22 protein-coding genes and 1 riboswitch are annotated in these 20,796 nt (G+C 48.8%); of the genes, 17 read left to right on the top strand and 5 right to left on the bottom strand.

The features are described 5' to 3' along the window. Positions 1-241: 241 nt before the first annotated feature. From B2Q61_RS11265 to B2Q61_RS11250, 4 genes are read left to right on the top strand one after another with little or no spacing between them, the layout of a single operon-like run. Positions 242-1,690: a M48 family metalloprotease gene (locus B2Q61_RS11265; protein ID WP_290616129.1), complete on the top strand. Its 1,449-nt coding sequence runs from the start codon at positions 242-244 to the stop codon at positions 1,688-1,690. 60 nt (positions 1,691-1,750) lie between these two features. Further along, a complete protein-coding gene (gene arsC, locus B2Q61_RS11260) occupies positions 1,751-2,095 on the top strand; it encodes an arsenate reductase (glutaredoxin) (RefSeq protein ID WP_290616131.1) in 345 nt (114 codons plus the stop codon). Continuing rightward, positions 2,095-2,679, top strand: a complete 585-nt coding sequence (wrbA, locus tag B2Q61_RS11255) for an NAD(P)H:quinone oxidoreductase (protein ID WP_290616133.1) — start codon at positions 2,095-2,097, stop codon at positions 2,677-2,679. Before arsC ends, wrbA begins: the two co-directional genes overlap by 1 nt. Further along, positions 2,679-3,119, top strand: a complete 441-nt coding sequence (locus B2Q61_RS11250; RefSeq protein ID WP_290616135.1) for a DUF2069 domain-containing protein — start codon at positions 2,679-2,681, stop codon at positions 3,117-3,119. Before wrbA ends, B2Q61_RS11250 begins: the two co-directional genes overlap by 1 nt. Before the next feature lie 12 nt (positions 3,120-3,131). On the opposite strand, the gene B2Q61_RS11245 is transcribed toward B2Q61_RS11250, so the two are convergent. Then, positions 3,132-3,896, bottom strand: coding sequence for a substrate-binding periplasmic protein (locus tag B2Q61_RS11245; protein ID WP_290616136.1), 765 nt, complete (start codon positions 3,894-3,896; stop codon positions 3,132-3,134). A 169-nt stretch (positions 3,897-4,065) separates the two neighbouring features. On the opposite strand from B2Q61_RS11245, the gene B2Q61_RS11240 reads away from it, so the two are divergent. Next, the gene (locus tag B2Q61_RS11240; RefSeq protein WP_290616138.1) at positions 4,066-4,647 is read left to right on the top strand and encodes an LON peptidase substrate-binding domain-containing protein; all 582 of its coding nucleotides are present in this window, start codon (positions 4,066-4,068) and stop codon (positions 4,645-4,647) included. Positions 4,648-4,687: 40 nt separating this feature from the next. Here the strand turns inward: B2Q61_RS11240 and queE are convergent, their stop codons facing one another. Continuing rightward, positions 4,688-5,356, bottom strand: coding sequence for a 7-carboxy-7-deazaguanine synthase QueE (queE, locus tag B2Q61_RS11235; protein ID WP_290616140.1), 669 nt, complete (start codon positions 5,354-5,356; stop codon positions 4,688-4,690). A 96-nt stretch (positions 5,357-5,452) separates the two neighbouring features. Between queE and queC the strand changes: the two genes are divergently transcribed. After that, complete coding sequence (gene queC, locus B2Q61_RS11230) at positions 5,453-6,109, top strand: 7-cyano-7-deazaguanine synthase QueC (RefSeq protein WP_290616142.1); 657 nt, start codon at positions 5,453-5,455, stop codon at positions 6,107-6,109. Positions 6,110-6,163: 54 nt separating this feature from the next. On the opposite strand, the gene lysC is transcribed toward queC, so the two are convergent. After that, positions 6,164-7,513, bottom strand: a complete 1,350-nt coding sequence (gene lysC, locus B2Q61_RS11225) for a lysine-sensitive aspartokinase 3 (RefSeq protein WP_290616144.1) — start codon at positions 7,511-7,513, stop codon at positions 6,164-6,166. A 93-nt stretch (positions 7,514-7,606) separates the two neighbouring features. Further along, a riboswitch (Lysine riboswitch) is annotated at positions 7,607-7,780 on the bottom strand. Positions 7,781-7,944: 164 nt separating this feature from the next. After that, positions 7,945-8,217: a DUF3081 family protein gene (locus B2Q61_RS11220; protein ID WP_290616146.1), complete on the bottom strand. Its 273-nt coding sequence runs from the start codon at positions 8,215-8,217 to the stop codon at positions 7,945-7,947. A 118-nt stretch (positions 8,218-8,335) separates the two neighbouring features. On the opposite strand from B2Q61_RS11220, the gene B2Q61_RS11215 reads away from it, so the two are divergent. The 9 genes from B2Q61_RS11215 (at position 8,336) to B2Q61_RS11175 (ending at position 17,564) form a co-directional block, all read left to right on the top strand. Then, on the top strand, positions 8,336-8,932 hold the full coding sequence (locus B2Q61_RS11215; RefSeq protein ID WP_290616148.1) for a hypothetical protein: 597 nt from the start codon (positions 8,336-8,338) through the stop codon (positions 8,930-8,932). A gap of 49 nt (positions 8,933-8,981) precedes the next feature. Then, complete coding sequence (locus B2Q61_RS11210; protein WP_290616150.1) at positions 8,982-10,679, top strand: M28 family metallopeptidase; 1,698 nt, start codon at positions 8,982-8,984, stop codon at positions 10,677-10,679. Between the two features lie 179 nt (positions 10,680-10,858). After that, the gene (locus tag B2Q61_RS11205; RefSeq protein ID WP_290616152.1) at positions 10,859-13,516 is read left to right on the top strand and encodes a YdbH domain-containing protein; all 2,658 of its coding nucleotides are present in this window, start codon (positions 10,859-10,861) and stop codon (positions 13,514-13,516) included. After that, positions 13,513-13,701, top strand: coding sequence for a YnbE family lipoprotein (locus B2Q61_RS11200; RefSeq protein WP_290616154.1), 189 nt, complete (start codon positions 13,513-13,515; stop codon positions 13,699-13,701). Before B2Q61_RS11205 ends, B2Q61_RS11200 begins: the two co-directional genes overlap by 4 nt. Before the next feature lie 10 nt (positions 13,702-13,711). Further along, positions 13,712-14,089 carry a YdbL family protein gene (locus tag B2Q61_RS11195; RefSeq protein ID WP_290616156.1) on the top strand — a complete coding sequence of 126 codons (378 nt, stop codon included), beginning with the start codon at positions 13,712-13,714 and terminating at the stop codon, positions 14,087-14,089. Positions 14,090-14,213: 124 nt separating this feature from the next. Beyond that, positions 14,214-15,899 (top strand): carbon starvation CstA family protein, encoded by a 1,686-nt coding sequence (locus B2Q61_RS11190; protein ID WP_290616158.1) that lies wholly within the window; start codon positions 14,214-14,216, stop codon positions 15,897-15,899. Continuing rightward, positions 15,896-16,168: a cory-CC-star protein gene (locus B2Q61_RS11185; RefSeq protein ID WP_290616160.1), complete on the top strand. Its 273-nt coding sequence runs from the start codon at positions 15,896-15,898 to the stop codon at positions 16,166-16,168. The genes B2Q61_RS11190 and B2Q61_RS11185 overlap by 4 nt, the downstream gene beginning before the upstream one ends. After that, positions 16,159-17,163, top strand: a complete 1,005-nt coding sequence (locus B2Q61_RS11180; RefSeq protein ID WP_290616162.1) for an ArsA family ATPase — start codon at positions 16,159-16,161, stop codon at positions 17,161-17,163. The genes B2Q61_RS11185 and B2Q61_RS11180 overlap by 10 nt, the downstream gene beginning before the upstream one ends. 56 nt (positions 17,164-17,219) lie before the next feature. Beyond that, positions 17,220-17,564: a hypothetical protein gene (locus B2Q61_RS11175; protein ID WP_290616164.1), complete on the top strand. Its 345-nt coding sequence runs from the start codon at positions 17,220-17,222 to the stop codon at positions 17,562-17,564. A gap of 4 nt (positions 17,565-17,568) precedes the next feature. Here the strand turns inward: B2Q61_RS11175 and B2Q61_RS11170 are convergent, their stop codons facing one another. Next, complete coding sequence (locus B2Q61_RS11170) at positions 17,569-18,525, bottom strand: DUF3667 domain-containing protein (protein WP_290616166.1); 957 nt, start codon at positions 18,523-18,525, stop codon at positions 17,569-17,571. A 213-nt stretch (positions 18,526-18,738) separates the two neighbouring features. Here B2Q61_RS11170 and B2Q61_RS11165 point away from each other — a divergent pair, with 213 nt between their 5' ends. After that, positions 18,739-20,010 carry an efflux RND transporter periplasmic adaptor subunit gene (locus B2Q61_RS11165; RefSeq protein ID WP_290616168.1) on the top strand — a complete coding sequence of 424 codons (1,272 nt, stop codon included), beginning with the start codon at positions 18,739-18,741 and terminating at the stop codon, positions 20,008-20,010. Positions 20,011-20,069: 59 nt separating this feature from the next. Continuing rightward, positions 20,070-20,795, top strand: coding sequence for an ABC transporter ATP-binding protein (locus B2Q61_RS11160; protein ID WP_290616170.1), 726 nt, complete (start codon positions 20,070-20,072; stop codon positions 20,793-20,795). The last annotated feature ends 1 nt before the right edge of the window (position 20,796 follow it).

The following is a 20,796-nucleotide window of genomic DNA, read 5'->3' as shown; positions in this document are numbered from 1 at the left end:
GTGCCACTCCAACCCTTTGCGTGCAAAAACAACTTATTGGCTCAGTATAACTAACTTAGAACAATTTTTGTGGCTTATCTGTCAGACAGACAGCCGAATATGCTAGATTACCCCGGCTTTCGGGTAAGCATGTCGATTGCGCAATAATACTGCAGTCAGTCGCTTACTATTGAACTAAAACTTCAGTTAACAGACCAATTATGCAGTTAACGCCATCAACTGACACTAAAATCGGGGCAGTATGTCATATCAAGCGGTCCAGCAATTTATTATAGGGTGCATCGCCAGTGTAAGCCTGCTGATGGGCTCCGCTATAGCACAATCAGGTTTGCCTGATATTGGCGGTAATGCGTTTTCGACCATCACACCTGAAAAAGAAAAGCAGCTGGGCGATGTGCTGATGCGGCAAACCCGTGGCAGCTTACCGATGGTTTATGATCCTTTGCTTGACGAATATATAAATGATCTGGGCAATCGGTTGGTTGCCCGGGCCAACGATGTTAAATTTCCGTTTAAGTTTTATTGGGTTAACAATAAAAATATCAATGCCTTCGCGACATTAGGCGGTAATATTGCCTCACATACCGGTACCCTGGCAGTTTCAGAATCTGAAAGCGAATTTGCCTCAGTGATGTCCCATGAAATTGCCCATGTTACACAACGTCATATTGCCCGTTTTGTTGAAGCACAAAATCAGCGCGCGCCGGTGTCGTTGGCCGGTATGTTGGGCGCGATAGTGCTGGCGACGGTGAATCCGGAGGCTGGCATGGCAGCCATGATGGCAACGCAAGGTGCGGCCCAGCAGAGCGCAATAAATTTTACTCGAGGCAATGAGCAGGAAGCAGACCGGATAGGCATGAAAATCCTGGCCGATTCGGGTTTTGACCCCTACGCTGTACCCGAGTTTTTTTATAAACTTACCCAGCAAAACCGCTTCGTTAACCAACAATTAGCCTTTTTACAGACCCACCCTTTATCACAAGCCAGGGTTAGCGATACTCGCTTGCGGGCAGAGCAGTTTGAAAAACGTTATGTCCCTGACAGCCAGGACTACATTCTGGCGAAAGCACGGGTATTAGCCCGATATCAGTATCCGGCTAAAGAGACGATAGGTATATTTGAACAACGTTTAAGTCAGCCCGGGGGCAACACCAAAGCCAATTTGTACGGTTTGGCGTTGGCTAAACTCGACAACAGTCTGTTTGTTGAAGCTCAGAAAATTATCGAAGAATTACTGCAGCAAGAGCCACACAATTTGTATTACGTGGACGCTTATACCGATATTTTGCTCGGCCAGAATCAATTTAACAAAGCGCTGGAGATGCTCGAACAAGAATACCTGCTCAGACCCAACAATCAGGTTGTCACCCTAAATTACGCCAATGCGGCGATAAAGGCCGGTAGCTATCGGCTGGCCATTCATCTGCTTCGTAATTTAGTGTATTACAAGAGCGACAATATTCTCGCTTACGATTTATTATCAGATGCTTATAAAAAATTAGAGGATTATCCGAAATATTACGAGGCTCAGGCTGATCTGTATTACCAATTAGCCAATTATCCTAAGGCGATAGATGATCTGAATGAAGCCCTTAATCATATTGGTGAAAAATCCCGGCTTGAAAACAGACGGGTTGAAGCAAAAAAACAACAATTTCAAGCCGAGTTTGACCGGTTAAAGCAAATGTAAGCGGGGCAGCCACTAAACCTGTTAAAATTTGAAATGATTTAGTTAGTTAATGGAAAAATTATGATTACGATTTACCACAACCCACGCTGTTCAAAAAGCCGAGAAGCGTTAGCGTTGTTGCAGAAAAATGGTGCTGATTTTACAATAATTGAGTATCTCAAAACACCACCGACCGCAGCCGAATTAGCAGCAATCCTAATCAAGCTGAATATTCCTGCCCGACAGTTGCTGCGCGACAAAGAGGAAGAATATCGTAGTTTGCAACTGAATAATCTTGCATTAAGCGAACAGCAATTAATTAACACCATGGTTGAGCATCCAAAATTAATAGAACGGCCAATTGTTATTAATGGTGAGCACGCAGCTATTGGTCGCCCGCTTAGCAACGTAAGCGCTATTCTCTGATGAGCGCTCAGGTTCTGGTAATGTACTACTCAAAGCATGGTAGCGTGGTAGCCCTGGCTGAAAAAGTAGCCATTGGCATCGCTCAGGCGGGAGCTACTGCCGTTATCCGCAGTATCGCCGGATTTGACAAGGAGCAGGCAAGTCGACATCCATCAGTAACGCTCGCTGATCTTAGCCAGTGTGACGGCTTAGCTTTTGGCAGTCCTGTGCGATTTGGTAATATGGCGGCTGAAGCCAAAGCTTTCTGGGACACGACCAGCAGTATCTGGCTCAAAGGTGAGTTAATTAACAAAGCGGCCGGCGTTTTTACGTCATCGGGCAGTATGCATGGCGGCAATGAAGCGAATTTATTGAGTATGATGTTACCACTGCTTCACCATGGCATGGTATTAATGGGTATTCCTTACGCTGAACCGGAATTGCACAACACCCAGACCGGTGGCACCCCCTATGGCCCTACTCATATAAGCGGGTTGCAAGGTGATACCAAACTTAGTGTTGACGAACAACGGTTGGCCGTTGCTTTTGGTAAGCGTTTGGCACAACTTAGTATGTCTTTAAAATCTGCAGGATTTGACAAATAATGAATGAACATGCTGAAGTTGCGATGGCTCCGCGGACTAAAACCTACCTGGCTCTGGCCCGATTCGGCTATTGGGGCTTATGGCTGCTGATTCCAATATGGCTAATCTGGCTTTCCCCTGCTACCTATGGCAGCGCGAATCAGTTAACCGGTAATAAATTGATCAGCACGGCCTTATTGTGGCTGCCGTTATGGCTACCGATGTATGGCATTATCAAAGGCAAAGCCTACACCTTTGCCTGGGCTAACTTTATCGTGATGATTTACTTTTTACACAGTTTAACTAACTTATGGGTCAGTACCGGGCTATATCAGTTATTAGCGCTTATTGAACTCTTGTTGGCATCAATAATGTTTATAGGCTGCACCTACTATGCTCGCCATCGTGGTATAGAACTCGGTTTGAAAATTCCCAGACTAAAAGACGACCCGCGACAGTAGGCTTCTGAAAAACTATTCTGTTGTTTCGCCTTTATAGCGCCGTAATTGCTGGTCGATAAACTGGTTCTCTACTAAGGTGTGCAAGCCGCGTAACAGGTTTGCTGCACGCTGCGGATTAAATCTGCTAATAGCGCAGTATACTGATGGCGGTGACGACCAGAGTGGATCGGCTGCAAAGTTACCCATCCCACCATTTGTCATAAAAAAATAGTAAGATAAATCGACACTCATTACCGCATCTAGTCGTCCCTGTTCCAGTCGCTTCAGATTACGTTCTAAGGTATGAGCATCGTCACGGATAACATCACCTAATGCGAATACCTGTGCAAGTTCGGGATAGGTAAAACCAAGTGTGGTCCCCACCCGTTTGCCAACCAGATCAGGCAAGGCAATAATGGGTGAGCTGTCGGCGCGGCGAATCAATAATTGCCGGGTTGCAAACAGTGGCGGGCTCCAGTGATACAGTGCGGGCTCTGCTACCCAATCCGGATTCAAAAAACAAGCCACATCAGCCTGCCCGTTGACTAACCAGCTTTCTATTCTGGCTCTGGGTAAAGTAAGATACTGTATATCAAGCTTACTTAGTATTGCCAAAGCGTCCAGAATATCTTTACTTAAGCCTGAACTTAACCTGCCTGTCTCATCAAAAATGGCGTAGGGTGGCATATTGGAGTCACTCACCACCGCTCGCAGTACCTGTAGCTCACTGGCAACCGCACTCCATGCTTGCAAGAGCAATAAAGACGAACTGATACCTTGGCGCAGGTTTAATCGCATAAATGCCTTGAGCGCCGCTCAGGGTAATGACTGTAGTTTTAAATTTATCATGTAATACCAAAATAGCCAGTGCGCGGCTTCTGAGAAATATTAGGTCGATGCCGATCTGATAAAGAGCGCTGGCCGTATTGTTAACATAATCAGAAACAGAGCGATAGTGAAGTGCAGTATGAGTAAACAATTGGCATTATTTCCATTGAGCAGTTTTATTTTACCCGGTGGCAAACTAAAGCTACGGGTATTCGAAAAACGCTATATCAGACTGGTTAAAGAGGCCGGACTGGCAAAACGTAGTTTCGCAATGGCATTGCTTAACCCATTTGCGAGCCAACATCATCGTGACCGGATCTTACCGCTGGCAACCGAAGCGGTGATTGATGATTTTGAACAACTTGCAGATGGCTTACTGGGAATTACGGTAAGGGGAGTAAGCCGGGTTGAAATTACTGATCGCTGGCAGGAAGAAGATAAGTTAAACGTTGCTACGGTGACCGAATTAAATAGCTGGCCGGAAATCCGTCTTAGCCAGCGCTTTCCTGATTTAGCCCGTTCATTTTTGCAATTGCTGGCAGAATATCCTCAGTTGCAGCAACTTTATCCGGAGCCAGAGCTTGATAACGCAAGCTGGCTTGCATCGCGCTGGCTGGAGCTGATGCCCATGCAACCGGGATTAAAACAAAAACTATCAGCAGAGTACGACCCGTTAATATGCCTGGAAGGTCTGCAAAACTGGCTTGATCACAACGCCTGATCGTTTCGCTAAACCCGCTGGCCTCTATGCGTCCGGGCCACTACTCAATACCCAGATATTTATGTACCTGAACACTCAAACGCCAGTTATGCTTTTTACAATAGGCAATAGCTAACGCGGTCGCCTTAGCCTGTTGGCTAATTGGTTGTAAATAAATTAATTTGCTACCGATGTCCGTTTGCTTTAGCAACTGCAACAGCTGTTCAATGTGTTTGTCCATTGCCACCGGGTGTTTTATTTCATTGGCCCGGTCCAGTGCACTTTGTAATACTTTATAGCCGCCTTTCATATTTACTTTCGGTGATACCGTTACCCAGCTTTTAGAGGGAACCAAAATCTCAAATGTGCCGCTGGTTTCAATCTGGGTCTGATACCCCACCGCATGTAATGTATCGCAAAGTGGATTTAAATCGTACATACAGGGCTCTCCCCCGGTGATTACCACATGCTTGGCCTGGTAACCGTTTTCCTGAAACAACGCCAGCAATTGCTCAGCAGTAAACGTTGACCACTGTTCAGTCTCAGCTGATTTTGCCATCAATGTCTGAGGAGCAACCTGCAAATCAGGGTTAACAGTCCAGGTATGTTTGGTATCACACCAGGCACAACCAACGGGACAGCCCTGCAGCCGGACAAAAATAGCTGGTGCACCGGTAAAGCTGCCTTCGCCCTGAATGGTTTCAAATATTTCGTTAACCTTATACAACAAGCCGTGGTTTCCTTAATGCCAAGCAGGTGATCTGACCGCAATGTTCAAGTACAATGCGCGGCCACTTTGCCCGCTATTATACAGAGAGAGACAGTAATGAGCCAAAAAGTTGTGGTTATTTATTCAGGTGGTATGGATTCCTTTACCGTATTACAGAAAGCAGTCGCTGCTGGCCACGACGTATATGCCTTGTCATTTAACTATGGTCAGCGCCATGTTAAAGAGTTGATATGCGCGGCTAACGTCTGTAAAGAACTGAATATTAAGCATAAGATAGTCGATATTTCAGCAATAAATCAGTTAATCGCTGGCTCGTCACTGACCAGTGACATCGACGTACCTGAAGGTCACTATGCAGCCGACAATATGAAATCAACCATAGTACCGAACCGCAATATGATTCTGTTATCGTTAGCAGTAGGATATGCCGACTCTATTGGCGCCCGCGCCGTACATTACGGTGCCCATTCCGGTGATCACTTCATTTACCCGGATTGCCGGCCGGAGTTTGTCCAGAAAATGAATGACGTCTGCCAGATTGCTAATTATCAGCCAGTCGATATTGTCAGCCCGTATTTATATCAGACCAAAATTGAAATTCTGGCCGACGGCCTTGCCATGGGTCTGGACTACAGCAAAACCTGGACCTGCTACAACGGTCGCGATAAAGCCTGCGGTAAATGTGGTTCATGCCAGGAACGCTTAGAGGCGTTTAAGCTGAATAACGCCAGCGATCCGCTGCCATATGAATAACGTTTGCGCACCCGCCGGGCTCTGAGATAAAAGAGCCCGGCTTGCTAGTGCTGATCAGCCGCTGAATAAGCTGGAGTGCAATTGTTTTACTACGCCTGGCGCATCGGCATCCTGGACTAAAAAGCACAAATTGTGCTTAGACGCACCATGGCAGATCAACCGCATATTAATCCGCTCCAGCGTCTTAAACAGCTCACCGGTAATACCTTTGCTACTGTGCAAATGGTTACCAATAACCGCCACCAGACTTAAGCCCTGCTCTACCACCACTTCACAAAATGCTCTGAGCTCCAAAAGCGCCGGCTCTACCGCATGGCTGAAGGCGCTGGTCATGCCGCCTTCATCCAACGTTAACGCGACACTGATTTCTGAAGTGGTCACTAAATCAACAGAGATTTGATGCCGGCTTAAAATATCAAATACCCGGGCTAAAAAACCGGCAGCATGCAGCATATCCGGGCTTTTTACCGTAATCAGGGTTTGTGATTTACGTAAAGCAATGGCGCGGTAAGGTGGTCGCTGTTTTACTTCTTTAGCAATCCAGGTGCCACCAGCTTCAGGTTCACGGCTAGAGCCGACAAACACCCCGATATTGCGCCGCATCGCCGGAATCAGCGTGGCCGGATGCAGCACTTTCGCGCCAAAGGTTGCCATTTCAGCCGCTTCATCAAAGCTGATTTCGCCAATGCAGCGCGCCTGATCGGTTAGCCGTGGATCAGTGGTGAAAATACCGACCACATCGGTCCATATTTGTACGGTATCAGCCTGTAACGCCTCTGCCAGTAAGGCCGCGCTATAATCTGAGCCACCTCGACCCAGTGTGGTGGTTTGCTCAAACTCGTCCTGACCGATAAAGCCCTGGGTCACAATCCGCTGCTCGGCGATTAATGGCTGCAAATGCACTTGTGCCAGCTCTGCAATCTGTTTTACCTGCGGCTCGGCCCGGCCAAACCGGCTATCGGTGCGCATTATCCTTCGAATATCAAAACAATGGGCAGCGGCGCCGCGCTCGCGCAAAACCTGACTGAATAGCGCCGAGCTTAAACGCTCACCGAATGACTGAATCAGATCTTTATGAGCACTGCTATACACCGCACCGCCATTTTCAATCAGCGCTTTTAGCTCGCCAAGCAATAACTCAATCGCCTCTGCCACCTGCTCTGGCTGGCTCAGGCGGTTAAGTACGGCTAAAGTAATGGCTTCAATACCGGCATAAGCGTCATAACGCTCGGTAACACTGGTGGTTTTGGTAATATCGACTAACAGGTTGGTAACGCCGGAACTGGCACTGACCACCACAACCCGGATGGCGTTGTTAGTCAGAATAATATCGGCACAACGGCCCATCGCTTCAAAGTCAGCGACACTGGTGCCACCGAATTTGGCAATAATAAGATTGGACAAGGGTGTCTCTCCTTACAAATAAAATAAGCAGAGCATGGCTTTTGCTAATTGCAGCAAAACGGAAATGAATACAGACCGTTGCTATCGATAACAAAGGCCAGAAGCTCTCCACCAAACAAACAGGTGACAGTCGGCAGGATTCAGCCTGCCCAACCGAAAGCACACACGCTATATTGTGCACTTTCTCGGCGTTAATCCCCCTGGCCCGCGCTGCGAAGTATAGTCTTCTGTCACGGGTTACCTGGTTAACGCGCCTCTTCTGGTCTATCAGATATGATTGACGGCGGCTACTTTACCTTGTCAGCCGCCAGATAGCAATAGCCTTGTAGCCGTCTATCAGCTTGGCGCACGTCTACCGATTTTCCATCGGTTATTTTGCGCCGCATCATAACAGCTATAACTGAATACTGCCTTAGTAAGGATAACTTTAATTAACTGTAATGGTTGTTAATATGCTTAATCAGCTCAATAAAAGCATCCATATCTTTTTCATTCTGGGCATCACTGTGCCACTTATGATGAAAGCCCAGGGTAAGTTGCACTTTCGCTGTCTGAAAATACACTTCATAACCATCAAAACCCTGGCTGACAGTCAGCCCGTCCAGGGTAAAACCGGCACCGTGGTCGGTATCAACCGGTTTACCATGCTTTTCTACTTTGGCGTAGACATTTAAAAGTAATTTACCATCCAGTTCATTATGCATAATCAGTCCGTTTTAACGCTGTGGTCGGGGATGCTGTTTAGCATAGCAGCTAAAAGCCATTGGTTTGATGAGATTACGCAATGCAGGTATAGTATGGTTGTCTTATTAGGAGAAAAAAATGCAAAAGACCCTGATTGCTGCCTTGCTGTTAGTCAGCCTGGGCGCAAGCGCCAATATTGTTCAGGACGCACCGCTGGTTTCTATCGCAAGCCATGATGCTTTTTTTAATCAGTTAAAAGCGCTGTGCGGCAAAGCTTTCGCCGGCAATATTGCGGTCGATAATCCACCGGCCCCAGGCTTTGAGGGTGCGCTGATTATGCATGTCAGAAAATGCACCGACCAGCAACTGCACATTCCGTTTCACGTGGCCGACGATCATTCCCGTACCTGGATTATCAGCAAAACCGGCTCTGGCCTTACCCTGAAGCATGACCATCGAAATGCCGATGGCAGCCATGATGAGCAAACCATGTATGGCGGCCAGACACTCGATGCAGGCTGGGCTAACGTCCAGTCGTTTCCCGCCGATCAGTATTCAAAAGAGCTGTTCAGCGCCCGCGGTATTCCGCAGTCTAATACCAATATCTGGCAAATGTTTATCTACCCGGAAAAATTCAGCTACCGGCTTATCCGGGAAGGCCGGGAATTCCGGGTTGATTTTGACCTGACCCAACCAGTCGCGTTACCGCCAACCCCCTGGGGCTATGCTGACTAAAAACTGTCACTCTTATAATTATAAATAACCTTCAATAACTGGAGCCACTATGAAAACGTCTGTAAAGTTTTCACCACTTGTTATGATCCTGGCAGGCGCACTGACCCTTAGCGCCTGCTCTAAAGAACCGGCAGTGCCTGCCAGCGACAGCCAGGTTAACCCTGAACCAACTGCTGAACTGGTCGATACTGAATTTAACCCACGGTTGGGCGAATATATTAAAACCCTGGCCTCGGATGAATTTCAGGGCCGCGCGCCAGCAACCAAAGGTGAAGAACTCACCGTCGCCTATCTGGAACAAAATTTTAAACGGATTGGCTTAAAGCCAATAGACGGCGACAGTTACAAGCAACCGGTATCGCTGGTGCAAATCGATCCGAAACAAGTATCGGATATGACCTTAACCGGTGAAAACCTGCCACAAAGCTTTAAATACCGGGATGAAATGATTGCCTGGACCACCCGGGTTACCGAGCAGGTATCGGTAGAAGACAGCGAGATGGTATTTGTTGGCTACGGCATTGTAGCCCCCGAGTACAACTGGAATGATTACGAAGGCCTGGATGTAAAAGGTAAAACCGTGGTGATGTTTGTTAATGATCCCGGTTATGCTACTCAGGATCCGGAACTGTTTAATGGCAATGCCATGACCTACTATGGCCGCTGGACCTACAAATTCGAGGAAGCAGCCCGCCAGGGTGCGGCGATGGCCCTGATTATTCACGAAACCGCACCGGCCAGTTATGGCTGGGGAGTAGTAGCCCATGGTTCACCAATTAAATTTGACCTGGTTAATGAGAACAAAAACATGGACCGGGCCAAAGTCGAAGGCTGGTTAACCACTGAGTCTGCTGAAAAACTGTTCGCCAATGCGGGCACTGATTTAGCCACCATGCATAAAAAGGCGTTGGATCCCAATTTTAGCCCGGTAGCGCTGAATGCCAAAGCATCGGTTACCGTTAACAATAATCTGCGTGAACTGACCTCAAGTAATGTGGTTGGTTATATTGAAGGCAGTAAATATCCCGACGAATACGTACTGTATATGGCGCACTGGGATCACCTGGGCATGGATTTTTCCAACCCGGACAATAAAGTGTTTAATGGCGCTCAGGACAATGCCAGTGGCACCGGCGCGGTGATTGCATTGGCCGAACATTTTGCTAAACAGCCGCAACCCGAACGTTCTATTGCTTTTGTATTGGTAACGGCAGAAGAACGGGGCTTACTGGGCTCAGCCTGGTATGCCGCCAACCCGGTATTTCCACTGGAAAAAACCGTTGCTGCCGTTAATATGGATGTAATGAACATGTATGGCCCGATGAAAGACATGGTTATTGTTGGTTTGGGCAATACCGAAGTAGAGCAAATTCTGGTGAAGTATACCCAGCAGCAAGGCCGCTACGCGGTGCAAGAGCCAAATCCGGAAGCGGGTATTGCCTATCGCTCTGATCACTTTAATCTGTCGAAAAAAGGCGTACCTATTTTATATGCAAAGGGCGGCAATGACCACTATCAGCACGGTGCTGAATGGGGCGCAGCGCAGCGCGCTGAATATAACCGCTGCTGCTATCATAAGGTAGGAGACGAATGGCGTGCCGATTTTGACCTTCGCGGCGCTCAGCAGGATTTGTTTCTGTATTACCGGGTAGGTAACGAACTGGCAAACAGCCGGCAGTGGCCAAACTGGTATCAAGGTAACGAATTCAGAGCTATTCGTGATGCTTCTGCTGCAGCTCGGCAGTAAAGCACCGCTAACTGAATAGCAACTCAGATAAGGGCAGCCCGCGGGCTGCCTTTTTTTTCAACGCGTTTAGCGGCAAAGAGCAAACTTGCTAATTCAGAACTTATTCAGGTAGGCTAAACTACAGTAACATTTATTGTTGGCAGTTAATAACTTAGCTGATGGGTGCCATTGGACAACCTATGAAACGTTTTTTAAAAGCACTGCTGATTTTCGCAATTGGGTTACCGCTACTCGCTGCCGCGGGCTACTGGTATTTACAGCAACAAATTGCCCAGGCCGGTATTAACAATTTGCAGCTGGATTTTAGCAGAGTAACGCTGCGTAGCGCGTCATTGGCCAGTGTCCGTTTTCAACTGCAGCAAAATGGTGCCCTGCATCAGATAGACTTGCAAAACGTCGAGCTGAACTGGCAATGGCCGGCTGCATTTAAACCGGCTTTGCAACACATCAGCTTTGGCCCCGCTGACATAACACTTGACCACTCCGTTGCGTCCTCCACCCCGGCGACAGACAACGCGTTAACGCTGCCCGCCACCTGGCAGCTGCCAGACTGGTTGCCAAAACATATTCAGCTAACCGATACCCTGCTGCACTTGCCCTGCCCTACAGGGCAATGTCAGCTGCGGGTAAACGGCTATCTGAGTTATTTTGCAGATCTGCAGCATACACCGCAGGAGCTAATACAGGACACGATGCAGCCTGACACCGCTTATTGGCAAAGCCAGCTGACTGTCAGGCCACAGCTGCAGGCAGCGAGCGCAGTACAGGATAGTGATTCAGCTATTAGCAATTTCTTAATCGATGCCCGATATCAGCCAGCACCAGAGCCCGAATTGCAATTGACCTTACAGCAGGAAAACCAGATTGGTCTGAGTATCAGGCAGCAACTTAACCCGGCAAGCGGGCAGGCAATAACTGAAATTGTAGTAGCGCTCTCACCACCATCATCTGCCAACCAGACAGTGTTGCAACAATGGGGGGTTAACCTGCCAGCAGCCTGGCTGACACAGTTTCAGCAACCGGTGCAGCTTTACAGCAAATTACATTGGCAATTACCGGCTGATGGCGATCTCAGCACCTTATTAAGCAGCCATGATATAGAGGCGACGCTTATTGCCCGTGCGCCCGATCCGTTTTACCTGCCAGCGTTTGGTTTGATTCAGGGCGAGCTTAATGGTGAGCTGCGTCTGAAGAACCAGCTTGTTGAGCGTTGGCAATTTAATGCCGCAGGCCGGCTGTCTGAGCTGGAAATGTCAGCGACCCTAAGCGAATACGGCTTGAGATTGAGTCCGCTGCAATTTACCGTCAGTGCCAATGCCGCTGAGCCGCTTAATCTGACCGCCCTGCCTTTGCAGCTGCAGTTAAGTAGCGACGGCGACAGCCGTTTTACCCTGGACAGCGAGCTTACTGTTGATCTCAGTGGCAGTCCGGCGTTCAGGCTTGAAAAGGCGGACTTCAGCGCCAATATTGCCCGCCTGGAGTTAGCAAACAAGGCGGTAACAGTGACATCGCTTGCCGTAGAAACCCAGCTTAGTGGTCATTGGCAGGCTGACAGCTGGCAGTTTCAGCTCTCTGATAACAGCAGCCTCAGTGGCGGCTTTAGCAGCGACACCTTCTCTGCACGCGACTTTAGATTATTGCTGCAAAACAGTCAGTTCAATGGCGATGAAACCGGCCTGACCGCTTTTAGCAGCAAACTGGATCTAAACGTCAATACACTTAGTGTTCCGGCCCTGCCTAGCCAGAACTGGCAATGGCAGGGCCTGCTCAGGGGTAAACCGGCGCAATTAACTATTGAAGACGGCCAGCTTAGTAATGATGCCGGTATCACGCTGGCACACCAACTGACATATCAGCCTGCAACCAGCAGGCTGACAGGACAATGGCAGCTGGCTGAAGTATTTTTACTGGCCGGCAACCCGCTGACAAAAACCATCAGTGACTGGCCTGAACTTCTGACATTAAACCGGGGCAAACTCAGCGCCAGTGGCCGTGTATTGCTGGATAATAACCAGTTAACTGGCAGTAGTCAGTTGCAGCTGGGAGATGTGGGCGGCATTTACGATCGCAGTCTGTTTGCCGGTTTAAATGCCACTGTTGATGTCACAGTTAACCCTAATACCCTGCAACTTAATTCCGATAACTTACGGCTTAACCGCTTAAATCATGGTATTGAGATGGGGCCGCTGAATATCAGCGCTGCAGTCGAGCTGCCGCTCGCGGCACCGGAACAGCTAAGCGTTAATATACGTCAGGCAGAATTACAGTTAATGCAAGGTAAAGTCACTGCCAATCAGCAGCAACTGGATTTCAGCAAGTCAGAAAACCAGCTTATTCTGGAACTTCACCAGATTGACTTAGCCAGCCTGCTGCAGCAGCACCCCTCCAGTGACTTAACAGGCAACGGCAAACTCTCTGGCAAAGTCCCCGTTGCGATCAATGCCAAAGGAATAAGTGTTAGCGATGGCAATATTGCTGCTGAGGCACCGGGTGGCCGTCTGCAATATCAGTCAGCGAGCGCAGGTGCTATGGCGAAAACTAACAGCAACATGAAGCTGGTGTTTGATGCGCTGGAGAACTTTCAGTACACCGTGCTTAGTAGCACAATCACTTATGACACCAGTGGTAAACTCAACCTCGGCTTAAAATTGCAGGGCAGCAATCCAAATCTGCAGCAAGGCCGTGCCATTAATTTAAATGTCAACCTGGAAGAGGATTTACCCGCCCTGATTACCAGTCTGCAGTTAACCAACAAATTAAATGAAGTTATCACTAAACGGGTACAAAAATATCTTAAACAACAACAGGCGGCTGCCGCCAACGGAGAGAAGCCATGAGACGATTAGCCACAGTGCTGGCAACAGCAAGCTTACTATTGCTAGCGTGTACGCCAAAAGTTCAGGTAGAGCTACCTAACGAGCCAATAAATATTAATCTGAACGTCAAAATTCAGCATGAAATTTATATTAAGGTAGATAAACAACTTGATGACTTATTCAGTGAAAACAGTGGCTTATTTTAAGGAAACAGCAATGAAACACATAATTAGCAATACCAAAAAACGATTTGGCAAAACCCGCCTGCTGCTTGTCGGCTTGGTGTTTGCAGCAAGCTTGCCGGTAATGGCGATGAACTTACAACAAGCCATGGCCGCATTAAGTCAGGCTAAAGTTCAGGGCCTGGTGGGCGAGCAACCTAATGGTTATCTGGGCGTAGTCGAAAGCTCTGCAGATGCCGAAGCGGTGGTAAAACTGATTAACGATGCCAGGCGGGCAGAATACGTCAGAATGGCAAAGCAAAATGATATTGCGGTAGCCGATGTCGAAGCTATCGCTGGTCAGAAAGCCATTGAACGAACCGCCAGCGGCCATTTCATTCTGATCGATGGCAAGTGGCTGCAGAAGCGTTAGTCTGAGCCTGATGCAACACAAGCTTAGCCCCTGCTAAGCTTGTGTTAGACTTTGGTCGCATGCCGATCCTACCTTCACTAATGTACTATGCTTAGCAGTCTTAGGTCTGGTCAGAGGGTGTTGAATGAATGCGATATTTTTGATGTTGATGGGGCTTGGCGCCATGGCGCTGGGCTATTTCGTCTACTCTAAGTTTATCTGCGAGAAAATATTTAAAGTCAGCCCGCATTTTCGCACACCAGCCCATGAAATGCAGGATGGTATCGATTACGTTCCTACCAATAAATATATTTTATGGGGCCATCATTTTACCTCTGTTGCAGGTGCAGCACCGATAATTGGCCCCGCTATCGCGGTGATCTGGGGCTGGGTACCCGCATTTTTGTGGGTAGTATTTGGCACTATCTTTTTCGCTGGTGTGCACGATGCAGGTGCCATCTGGGCCAGTGCCCGCAACAAAGCGAAATCGATAGGTTCATTAACAGGCGACATTGTCGGTAACCGTGCCCGCAGCATCTTTATGATCGTGATTTTCCTGGTGCTGCTGATGGTTAATGCCGTATTCGCAGTGGTGATTGCCGGTCAGTTAATTAACTTTCCCAGTGCCACTCTCCCGGTCTGGGGTGCCATAGTCGTTGCCCTGATTATTGGCCAGTTGATCTACCGCAAACTGATTAATCTGCTAATGGTCACCATCATTGGCGTGGTTGCGCTCTATGCGATGATTTATGCAGGCCCGATGTTACCACTGGCCCTGCCTGAAACACTGGGTCCACTGAGTGATAACCAAAGCTGGATTATTATTTTATTTGGTTATGCCGCCATCGCCTCATTACTGCCGGTTTGGATGTTACTGCAACCGCGTGACTATATTAACGGTATTCAACTGTTTATCGGTTTAATTCTGTTATATGGCGCCGTGCTAATTTCCGGCCCGGAGTTAGTGGCTCCAGCCTTTAATACTGATTTGCCAGAAAACACCCCGTCAATGATCCCATTGCTATTCGTCACCATTGCCTGCGGTGCCATTTCCGGCTTTCATGGTTTAGTTTCCAGTGGTACCACTTCCAAACAACTGGACAAAGAGCCCGATGTTCGTTTTGTTGGCTATTTTGGTGCCGTCGGTGAGGGCTCCCTGGCCTTAGCCGCTATTATTGCGGCTACCGCGGGCTTTGCGTCTCTGGCTGACTGGCAGGCTATCTACCACAGTTTTGGTCAAGGTGGCGTCTCAGCCTTTATTAATGGCGGCGCCAATATTCTGCAGCAAGGCGTTGGCCTGGATACGGTGCTGGCGCAAACCCTGTTAACGGTAATGGTAGTATTATTTGCCGGCACCACCATGGATACCGGTCTGCGACTGCAACGTTATATTTTTCAGGAGTGGGGCCATATTTATAATATTGGCTGGATGCAAAAAGCGGCGCCGGCAACCATGCTGGCAGTAGCAACCTGTTTATTATTGGCGTTTGGTGCTGGCGGTGATGGCTCGGGTGGTATGTTAATCTGGCCTCTGTTTGGTACCACAAACCAGCTGCTGGCGGGTTTAACGTTATTGGTTATTACCGTTATGCTGGTTAAAAAACGCCGGCCTATGTGGTACACCCTGGGACCATTAGTGTTCTTGTTGGTGATGACCACCCTGGCTTTGCTAACGCAGTTAAAAAGCTTTTACGACAAGGGTGATTGGTTTTTGTTTACCCTGGATTTAGTGGTGCTGGCAGCGGCAATTCTGGTATCTCTGGAATGCACTTCGACGCTAACAAAACAAATTAAAGCCAATAAAGCCAGTCCGGCAACAGATGAAACATGAAGCTAAATAGCATAAAGGCCTGGCTGCGCCAGGCCAGTTTTTACGCCGAGGAAGCCTACAACGCGCCCTATCGCAGCGCTATCGCCCGGGCAAAGCGCGAGCAGGATGATTTATTTATGTTGCTGATTTTTTCAGAAATGATGGGCGTGCCTAACCCGGCCAGTTATTACACATTGGAATTGCAACCGGTTCTGATGGAACGGTTTCACGACTGGCATACCCGGATGGGCATGGAGCACTCACCGCTGGATAATATTAAATGTTGTTAACCGATAAACGCTTGCTATTGGTGGGTGGTAAAGGCGGGGTTGGTAAAACCACCACGTCTTCCGCGCTGGCACTATTGGCTACAAGCCGTGGTAAAAAGGTATTACTGGTATCAACCGATCCCGCGCATAGCCTGAGCGATGCCTTTAACCGACCGATTGGCGATACCATCACCCGCTTAGCCCCTGATCTGGATGCGTTGGAGTTAGATCCTGATCGCGAAGTAGCCCGGCATTTAGCCAACGTCAGTGCGCAGCTGAAACGCTTTACCCGGCCAGAAATGTACAGCGAAATAGAACGGCAAATGCGTTTAACCGCCCAGTCGCCAGGCGCGCAGGAAGCAGCGATGCTGGAGCGAATGGCGAATGTCATTGAACAGGGCTTAACAGATTACGATTTAGTCATTTTCGACACGGCTCCCACCGGCCATACTTTGCGTTTACTCAGCCTGCCTGAGGCCATGGCGGCCTGGACTCAGGGCCTGCTTAATGCCAATAAACGCTCAGAAAAGCTGGCCGACGTTTTGGGTCACTTAACGCCCAAAGCCGGCCGCGACGTGGCTAACCCGCTGGCAGACCCTAACGAGCATGCCACTGCCGGTATGAATCAGCGCAATAAAGCCATTACCAAAACCTTGTTAGCCCGCCAACGTTTATTACAGCGCACCCGCGAGATCTTAACCGATAGCCAGCGAAGCGCTCTGCTATTTGTACTGACCCCGGAAAAGCTGCCAATTCTGGAAACCAGCCGTGCCGTACAAAGCCTGATGCAGGAAAAGCTGCCACTGGCAGGTCTGGTGGTAAACCGTATTTTGCCAGACCACGCTGATGGTGATTTTCTGGCGGCACGTCGCAGCCAGGAAAAGCAGCATTTGGCGCAGATAGCGCAAGATTTTGCCAGCCTGCCTCACTATAAAGTGGCGTTACAAGCGACCGATATTCAGGGACTCACGGCATTGCAGCAGATGGCGAGTTTACTAAACGAGGCAGGTTTATAGCTGATTTTAAACCTGAAGTCGGCTATGGTAACGTTTTTAACAACAGGTTTATTTGCATGAAGACCCGCTATCTGCTGCTCACCTTATACTTTAGCTGCTGTGGCTGCAGTCTGGCTGCATATGGCGCCAAAGCGCCACAAGTAGCGGAGCCAAATCAGAGCGCTTTTAAAAATGCCATCCTGGACAGCTATTTGCAACGTTGTGTTGAGGTGCTTAACGGCAAAGGTTATAGCAGCGACGCCATTAAAGCCGAATGCAAATGTGAGCTGGAGCAGATAGATCAGCACTTTACTGTTTTTGAGCAAATGCTTGCGGCTGATCAAACCGCCAACCCGCAGCAGATTAATGCGTTAAAAAAACAATTACTGCAGTGCAAGAATAAGCCGCAAACCACGCAGTAACAGGCTAAGCCCAAAGAATACTCAGCACAACAAGGCTTAACATAGCGCTGATAACCAGCACGGTATAAACTGTGCTGGTTAACCAGAACTTCAACAGTGTTTTGCCCCAGCTTTGTTGATAGTATTTTTTCTGACAAAGCAGCAAGTACAGCGGGATCCACCAAAAAATGGCGGTTTCCAGCCCGGCCAAAACCAATCCCGTCGCCAGCCAGTTCCAGCCTATGCTCTGTTGAAGCAAGTCAATAGCCAGATAAACAACTAACATTTGCAGAATAAAAGTATGGCTATGCAACGCGACAATCAGGTGCTCCATATAATATCGATTGGAGCGGATATACAGCAGTTTCAGCAGCAGGGCAAAAATGGGCAGCAACAGAAACATCATTTGCGGTGCCAGACTGAAAAACTTATTTATCGCCAGTTTGGGGTTAGCAAGGATGGTATCCAGTTTGGCACTAAACTCTTGTTCTGCTTCATCAGACAAAAAAGAGACCCGGACACCGGGCTTAGCTGCTTCAGGTGTCGTCTGTGGTTGAGTTTGCGCTATCTCATTATTCAGCTCAGCTGCTAAGTCCGTCAGGTTTTTACTATCTGGTATCGCATTGTCAGTGGCCATTACCACCACATTGTCTGGCCCTTTGGTAATAGGCGGGGTTTCCGGCACCAGCCTGGCAAAAATCAGAAAAGCAATAATCGACGTAAACAGATAGAGTCTTAGCGGCGGTACATAAGGCACCCGGTGACCGGCAACATACCGAAGGCTTAGAAAGCCCGGCCGGAACCATAGCGGTATCAAGGTTTGCCAGAGCCGGGTATCCCAGTTACTGAACTCGCCGAAAAATTCCGTCACCACGCCACTGACATTACGGATGTAGCTTTTTTTCTCCTGACCACACTGATGGCAAAAATCGCCATGTAACGTGTTGTGACAATTATCACAGGTCTGTGCTGGGGTATCCATCCTGAGCTTACCTCATGTTTTCCGACTTGGTTGATTCTACGTTAAGCATTTGTTTTAGCAACAGTTGTCCGCATTAATGTCGCGGACACTTTTTCTGTCCGCGGACACAGTAAAAATCACTCCCATTCATTTTTCCATATAAATATCAATCACTTAAATATTGGCATTAAAGCTGCTATATCGTTGCAGCAAGTATGACTATAAAGGCCGATTATGATCCAGGGTACCGAACAACAAGATACTATTATGCAGCGCCCCGTTAAAAGCAGACTGCGCCGTTTTTTGCCGGCAGTCGCCGTGGCAACCCTTGCCATTATCCTGATCCTGGCGCTGTTTCAGACCTTAGCAGATAACAATGCCAGTATCGTGGTAGCGCGCAATCAGCTGCAGTTTGCCATGGTACAACGTGGTGATTTAGTACGGGATATCGCGGTCCAGGGCCGGATTGTTGCCGCTAACGCCCCTACCCTGTACAGCCAGGAAACCGGCCAGGTGCAATTATTCAAACAGCCCGGCGAAGCGGTAAATCAGGGCGATCTGGTCGCTACGATTACCAGCCCGGCGCTGCAAAATGATTTACAGCAGCAGCAGGCGGTGCTCTCCGGTATGACATCAGAAGCAGAGCGCGCGGTACTGAGCGCCCGCGAACAACAACTGGATATAGAGCAGGTAATGAATACCGCCCAGGTTAATTTACTGGCGGCGCGTCGCGAATTACAGCGGGCTACCCAGTCAATTGAAATGGGCGTTATCCGGGCGCTGGACTTTGATATTGCCAAAGACAACCTGACCAAAGCAGAGCTTGAGTTTGATCATGCCAAACGTAAAGTTGAGCTGGCCCGCGATAAACTGGCGTTTGAGCAAAGCTCGCGGGCGCAGGATATTCACCGCCAGCAACTGGTGGTAAATGAACTGGAGCGCAAAGTGGCGGCGCTGAATATTACCGCCCCGGTAACCGGACAGTTAGGTAACTGGCTGGTAGAGCAACAAAGCCATGTACTGCCTGGCCAGGCGTTATTAACCGTGATTGATTTAAGTCAGTATGAAGCCGAACTGGCCGTACCGGAAAGTTATGCCCGTGATTTGCTACCCAACCAGCAAGTCGAGATTGTGATAGCAAACCAGCAACTTAATGGCGTGATCAGCTATATCGCACCGGAAGTTCGCAATAATCAGGTCAGTGCCCGGGTGCGCTTCGACCAGGCCGATAGTCTGGCCCTGCGCCAGAGCCAGCGCCTGACCGCCCGGGTGATCCTGGAGCATAAAACCGATGTGCTGAAAATTGCCCGCGGCGACTTTGTCAGCTCCGGCGGTGGTCGCCAGGCTTATCAGGTACTCGACAATCAGGCCGTGCGCAAAAACGTCGAGCTGGGTGTCCTGTCTGTGCAGTGGGTGGAGATCTTAAGCGGTGCCACTGAAGGCGAGCAATGGGTGATCTCAAACTTAACTGATTTTAAAGATCAGAGCCGGGTACACCTGAATTAACCACCCGGCTGCCGATCAGCACAGTATCTAAACTCAATTTAATTAAACAGGGATTAAAAATGATAACGCTAACCAACTTAAGCAAAATTTTCCGCACCGAACTGATTGAAACTCATGCGCTGCGCGATATTAACCTGCAGGTAAATGAAGGTGAATTTGCCGCACTGACCGGCCCATCGGGCTCAGGCAAATCAACGCTGTTAAATATTCTGGGCACCCTGGAAAACTTTGACAGCGGTGATTATCAGCTGGATGGCAAGTCGGTAAAGGGCTTGTCTGATGCGGCCCTGTCGCGCCTGCGCAATGAAAAAATCGGCTTTATATTTCAGAGTTTTAACCTGATTAAAGATTTCAGCATTTATGACAATATTGAACTGCCGTTACGCTACCGTGGTTTAAAAGCAAGCGCACGTAAACAACGGATTGAGCAGGCACTGGAACTGGTCGGCCTGCATGCCCGGCGTGATTATCTGCCCGGTCAGTTATCGGGTGGTCAGCAGCAGCGGGTGGCGATTGCCCGGGCCATTGCCGGTGAGCCGCGCATTCTGCTGGCTGATGAACCTACCGGTAACCTCGATTCATTAATGGCGCGGCAGGTTATGGAGCTGCTGGAGCAAATTAACCAGCGCGGCTGCACCATTTTAATGGTGACGCACGATCCGGAGCAGGCCCGCCGGGCCGGTCGGCATATTCAGATCATTGATGGCCAGTTACATGACAGCACGCTTTATCAGCCACTGGCCCCCCAGATTGTCCGGCCGCAGGCCGTGGCACAGGGAGCCTGAG

It is taken from the genome of Arsukibacterium sp. UBA5043, assembly GCA_002415085.1.
Taxonomy (GTDB): Bacteria; Pseudomonadota; Gammaproteobacteria; order Enterobacterales; family Alteromonadaceae; genus Alishewanella.
Note: the sequence above shows the minus strand (reverse complement) of the source record. Positions and strands in the feature narration are given on the sequence as shown.

Bases quoted from the DNA above. Each gene is read 5' to 3' on its own strand.
- B2Q61_RS11265 (WP_290616129.1), top strand. From the start codon at position 242: ATGTCATATCAAGCGGTCCAGCAATTTATTATAGGGTGCATCGCCAGT.
- arsC (WP_290616131.1), top strand. From the start codon at position 1,751: ATGATTACGATTTACCACAACCCACGCTGTTCAAAAAGCCGAGAAGCG.
- wrbA (WP_290616133.1), top strand. From the start codon at position 2,095: ATGAGCGCTCAGGTTCTGGTAATGTACTACTCAAAGCATGGTAGCGTG.
- B2Q61_RS11250 (WP_290616135.1), top strand. From the start codon at position 2,679: ATGAATGAACATGCTGAAGTTGCGATGGCTCCGCGGACTAAAACCTAC.
- B2Q61_RS11245 (WP_290616136.1), bottom strand. From the start codon at position 3,896: ATGCGATTAAACCTGCGCCAAGGTATCAGTTCGTCTTTATTGCTCTTG.
- B2Q61_RS11240 (WP_290616138.1), top strand. From the start codon at position 4,066: ATGAGTAAACAATTGGCATTATTTCCATTGAGCAGTTTTATTTTACCC.
- queC (WP_290616142.1), top strand. From the start codon at position 5,453: ATGAGCCAAAAAGTTGTGGTTATTTATTCAGGTGGTATGGATTCCTTT.
- B2Q61_RS11220 (WP_290616146.1), bottom strand. From the start codon at position 8,217: ATGCATAATGAACTGGATGGTAAATTACTTTTAAATGTCTACGCCAAA.
- B2Q61_RS11215 (WP_290616148.1), top strand. From the start codon at position 8,336: ATGCAAAAGACCCTGATTGCTGCCTTGCTGTTAGTCAGCCTGGGCGCA.
- B2Q61_RS11210 (WP_290616150.1), top strand. From the start codon at position 8,982: ATGAAAACGTCTGTAAAGTTTTCACCACTTGTTATGATCCTGGCAGGC.
- B2Q61_RS11205 (WP_290616152.1), top strand. From the start codon at position 10,859: ATGAAACGTTTTTTAAAAGCACTGCTGATTTTCGCAATTGGGTTACCG.
- B2Q61_RS11200 (WP_290616154.1), top strand. From the start codon at position 13,513: ATGAGACGATTAGCCACAGTGCTGGCAACAGCAAGCTTACTATTGCTA.
- B2Q61_RS11195 (WP_290616156.1), top strand. From the start codon at position 13,712: ATGAAACACATAATTAGCAATACCAAAAAACGATTTGGCAAAACCCGC.
- B2Q61_RS11190 (WP_290616158.1), top strand. From the start codon at position 14,214: ATGAATGCGATATTTTTGATGTTGATGGGGCTTGGCGCCATGGCGCTG.
- B2Q61_RS11185 (WP_290616160.1), top strand. From the start codon at position 15,896: ATGAAGCTAAATAGCATAAAGGCCTGGCTGCGCCAGGCCAGTTTTTAC.
- B2Q61_RS11180 (WP_290616162.1), top strand. From the start codon at position 16,159: ATGTTGTTAACCGATAAACGCTTGCTATTGGTGGGTGGTAAAGGCGGG.
- B2Q61_RS11175 (WP_290616164.1), top strand. From the start codon at position 17,220: ATGAAGACCCGCTATCTGCTGCTCACCTTATACTTTAGCTGCTGTGGC.
- B2Q61_RS11170 (WP_290616166.1), bottom strand. From the start codon at position 18,525: ATGGATACCCCAGCACAGACCTGTGATAATTGTCACAACACGTTACAT.
- B2Q61_RS11165 (WP_290616168.1), top strand. From the start codon at position 18,739: ATGATCCAGGGTACCGAACAACAAGATACTATTATGCAGCGCCCCGTT.
- B2Q61_RS11160 (WP_290616170.1), top strand. From the start codon at position 20,070: ATGATAACGCTAACCAACTTAAGCAAAATTTTCCGCACCGAACTGATT.